This is a genomic window from Kitasatospora sp. NPDC050543, assembly GCF_044457565.1.
Classification (GTDB): domain Bacteria; phylum Actinomycetota; class Actinomycetes; order Streptomycetales; family Streptomycetaceae; genus Kitasatospora.
The window spans coordinates 64581-68496 of sequence record NZ_JBITGZ010000017.1 but is presented as its reverse complement, the minus strand read 5'-3'; the positions used below and the strand labels follow the sequence as shown (position 1 = coordinate 68496).

The following is a 3916-nucleotide window of genomic DNA, read 5'->3' as shown; positions in this document are numbered from 1 at the left end:
CCATCGGGTCTTACCCGCCCCCCCCCACGCCCGGTTATTCCACCCAGTGCCCGTTCTGTCGCCCCCCCCCCCCCCCCCCGCACCCGGCGCGGCCCAGCCGCCCGCCACTGCTCGCCTGCCGACGCCGACGCCCACGCCCACGCCACGAACTCGGAAGCCACAGAGACCCGGCCGCCTGTACGGTACGGCGCATGACCGAGGACGCCGGCTCGGCGCGACCGTTGCTACTCGTCGACGTGGACGGGCCGCTGAACCCCTATGCAGCGAAGCCCTCCCGCCGTCCGGACGGGTACGAGACCCACCGACTGTCGACCCCACGCTGGCTCGCCATGGAGAAGCGGCGGCTGTCCGCCTGGGGCACACCCGGCAAGAGGCCCAAGCCGTTGCGAGTCTGGCTGAACCCGGCACACGGCGCCGAGCTGGCGTCACTGCCGTTCGACCTGGTGTGGGCGACGACTTGGGAGGAGGAGGCCAACACCTACGTGGCTCCCGTTCTCGGCCTTCCCGAGCTGCCGGTCATCACCTGGTCCACCCCCCGGCCGGATCCGGGCGACGGGGTGTTCTGGAAGACCCCCGACCTCGTCTCCTGGGCAGCCGGGCGCCCCTTCGCCTGGCTCGACGACGACATCACCCGGGCAGACCGCGACTGGGTCGCCGTCCACCACCCCGGCCCAGCGCTGCTGCACCGGATCGACCCCCGACTGGGGCTGCTCCCACCCGACTTCACGACACTCCGGGCCTGGGCTGCCGGTCTGCCGGCCCGCGAAGAACACAGCCGGCCTGGGCCCGGACGAACGCCCGGGCCCGACTGAAGGTCTGAACAACTCAGCAGCAGGTCGGGCCTGTTGTCGACCTACCCCGGAGCACTGGACGCACAGAAGCGGAGCTGAGGGAGAGCGCGGCGCTCCGCTCCGGCCGAGAGAGCGGGGCAAATGCCACATGGTGATCAGGCCAGTGGACGCGTTCATCACACCACCGCTACGTTTCTCCCGTCTCTGCGCGTGACCAGCACCGCAGCTCTCCGATGGGTTGCTACCTACTGCTGCATACCGGAGGCTTCCTGCGCCAGAAGCCGCCGACCGCCGGCGCCGCGGCAAGGCCGGACCGGTCAGGGGCGCCAGCCGATCTCCTTCGGCCCGTAGAGCGCCGCGGCCTCCCCGGTCGCCAGAGCCCAGTAGCGGTCGCCGTAGGACCAATGCCACCATTCCGTGGGGTAGTTCACCAGACCCACAGCGGTCAGCACCGAACCCAGCAGCTGCCGGTTGGCGCGAGCCTCCTCGCTGATGTCGACGGCTTGGGTGTAGCACGCACCATCGCTCTCCTCCGGGCTCGCGTTCATCCGCGTACCCAGGTCCAGCTCGCGTCCATCGGCATCCGCCAAGGTGAGATCGACGGCGGCGCCGGCACTGTGCGGTGCGATGTCGGGAGGTGACACATACCGGCTCGCCGCCGAGTGGATCTGCTCGTCGGACCACTCGGAGTGGCCGGCCCGCAGCTGACTCGCGTACTCCTCGAAGTACGTCCGCTGGAGTGCGGGTGGCCGATACCCCTCGACGAACAGCAGCCGCAGACCCTGCGGCAGCAACTCCTGGGCCTTGAGCAGCCGTTCCAGCACCCCCTCCCGCAGGTGGGCGAAGGCGTCCGCCCGGTCCTGCTTGCGGGTATCGGTCAGCAACGAGCCGCTTCGGCGGACGTCCACGAGACGTTCACCGCATTCTGCGACGGGCACGGCGGCAACCTTGGGATCCGACATCAAGACGATCTCACTCATGACGTGATCATCTCGTACCCGACCCGGCGAACCTTCCCGGCCGTAGCAACCAGCGCAGGTAGGTGCGTTGCCACTCGGCGCGGGACATGGTCTGCGCCGCGTCGGCCGGAGCGATCGCGGACGGGAGCTTGAGCTTCGCCCGGGCGCTGTGGTCATGCGCTCAAGGCAGCCGACAGCCTCCCGGCCGTCGGGAAATCGGGCGGGCCGGTGAGGCAGAGGTGGTCGGTGTCCGCCCAGGACCGTCGAGGGTGGGGGCGGTGGATGGCTTCTTGCCACCTGGGCGCAGCTGCCTCACGCGCCTGCCGGGCGGTGCGCGGCACCCATCGACGATCGTGTACGACCTTGCTGCCGGTGACACCGATACGGAGCCTCCCCCGTGAGACGAGCGAGCAGGCCCGCCTGGCGGGCGGGCGCCCGGGCTGTGACCGCGCTCACTTGTGCGCGACCTCACAACGGTGGACTGAGGCCTCGTCTAAACCGACGCCGACCTGCGGGTTTGTCCGTATGCGAAGATCACCGTCGGTGGCTGGGCGCCCGGGGCGAGGTTGCGCCGAACGGGCGGTCTCGCGTTAGCTCCACCTTCATCGGGCTCCCCTCCGCACCTGCCGCGGCTGGGGTCCGTGCCAACTTGAGGGGGGTACTGGAAGGGTTCTCCCACAGCATGCGCAACCAAGCCAAGCATCGTCGCGGCCGATCCGCGCCCTGGAAGCAGTTGACCACCGCCGCCATCGCGACCGCCGTGGTCGCCGGTGGCGCGACCGTCTGGTCGGTCCAGTCCCAGGCCGCGGTCGAGCCCGTGGTCGTCGACTCGCTGTCGCTCTCGGCCGCCTCCCCGTCTCCCACCACCGCGGTGAAGGCGACGGCGAAGATCCACGCCACCAAGAGCATCAACGTCCAGAGCCTGGCCATCGCGGTGCGCTCCGCGAGCGGCGCGCAGTACGACTTCCGGGGCGCGATCCCGGCCACGCTGGGCTCGACGCAGACGACGTACACCCCGGACAGCCGGACCTTCCCGGCCGGGAAGTACACGTACTTCGTCGCGTACAAGGCGGGGAACATCTGGCACAACCTGAGCCCGGTGCGCTCCTTCACCTCCGGCGCGACCACCACTACGCCGTCGCCCACGGCCTCGCCCAGCACCACGCCCGCCTCGCCCAGCCCGACCGCGACGCCGACGCCGACGCCGAGCCCGACGGCCACCCCGTCCCCGACGGCCACGCCGACGGCCACCCCGTCCCCGACGGCCACGCCGACCCCCACGCCCACGCCCACGGCGACTCCCACCGCGACGCCGACCACCTCGCCGTCCCCGACGGCGACCGGTAACGGCCCGCTCGGCATCGCCGGCAGCTGGCGCTCGGTCTTCGCCGACGAGTTCAACAGCACCAGCCTGGACACCTCCAAGTGGACCCCCAACTGGCTGGGCTGCCCGACCTGCACCACCCCGCCGGTGAACAGCTACGAGCTGGCCGCCTACGCGCCGTCCCAGGTCAGCGTCGCGGGTGGCGCCCTGCACCTCAACGCCGCCGCGCAGTCGACCACGGTCGGCGGCAAGACCTTCCCGTTCCGCTCCGGGATGGTCCAGTCCAACGGCAAGGCGCAGTTCACCTACGGCGCCTTCGAGGCCCGGATCTACCTCCCGGCGTCCGGCTCGAAGATCGCCAACTGGCCGGCCTTCTGGACCGACGGCCAGAGCTGGCCCGCCGACGGTGAGATGGACGTCATGGAGGGCCTGGGCGGCAACGCCTGCTACCACTTCCACTCCCCGGCCGGCGGCCCCGGCGGCTGCGCCCCCGGCGACTTCACCGGCTGGCACACGTACGGCGCCGAGTGGAAGGCCGGCTCGGTCACGTACTACTACGACGGGAAGCAGGTCGGCCAGATCACGACCGGCATCACCTCCTCGCCGCAGTACCTGATCCTCAACAACGGCATCGACGCCGCCGGCGGCCAGGCCTCCGACATGCAGGTCGACTACGTGCGGGTCTGGCAGCACTGACCCTGCACCGCCCGCTGCGCAGCCCTACGGCGCCGGGGGGGGGGCCCCCCCCCGGGGGCCCCCGGGGGGGGGGGCCCCCCCCCCCGCGGGGGGGGGGGGGGGGTGGGGGCCCGGGCCCCCCCCCGGGGGGCCGCGGCCCCGAGGGC

At 71.7% G+C, this 3916-nt stretch carries 3 protein-coding genes; 2 read left to right on the top strand and 1 reads right to left on the bottom strand.

Annotation, left to right across the window (positions count from 1 at the left end; genetic code table 11):
• Nucleotides 1-191 precede the first annotated feature (191 nt).
• Complete coding sequence (locus ACIBH3_RS21505; protein ID WP_396313631.1) at nucleotides 192-812, top strand: hypothetical protein; 621 nt, start codon at nucleotides 192-194, stop codon at nucleotides 810-812.
• Between the two features lie 296 nt (nucleotides 813-1108).
• Here ACIBH3_RS21505 and ACIBH3_RS21500 read toward each other — a convergent pair whose 3' ends face one another.
• Nucleotides 1109-1771: a M15 family metallopeptidase gene (locus tag ACIBH3_RS21500; protein ID WP_396313630.1), complete on the bottom strand. Its 663-nt coding sequence runs from the start codon at nucleotides 1769-1771 to the stop codon at nucleotides 1109-1111.
• Nucleotides 1772-2432: 661 nt separating this feature from the next.
• Between ACIBH3_RS21500 and ACIBH3_RS21495 the strand changes: the two genes are divergently transcribed.
• Complete coding sequence (locus ACIBH3_RS21495; RefSeq protein WP_396313629.1) at nucleotides 2433-3770, top strand: family 16 glycosylhydrolase; 1338 nt, start codon at nucleotides 2433-2435, stop codon at nucleotides 3768-3770.
• Nucleotides 3771-3916: the final 146 nt, after the last annotated feature.

Bases quoted from the DNA above. Each gene is read 5' to 3' on its own strand.
- ACIBH3_RS21505 (WP_396313631.1), top strand. From the start codon at position 192: ATGACCGAGGACGCCGGCTCGGCGCGACCGTTGCTACTCGTCGACGTG.
- ACIBH3_RS21500 (WP_396313630.1), bottom strand. From the start codon at position 1,771: ATGAGTGAGATCGTCTTGATGTCGGATCCCAAGGTTGCCGCCGTGCCC.
- ACIBH3_RS21495 (WP_396313629.1), top strand. From the start codon at position 2,433: ATGCGCAACCAAGCCAAGCATCGTCGCGGCCGATCCGCGCCCTGGAAG.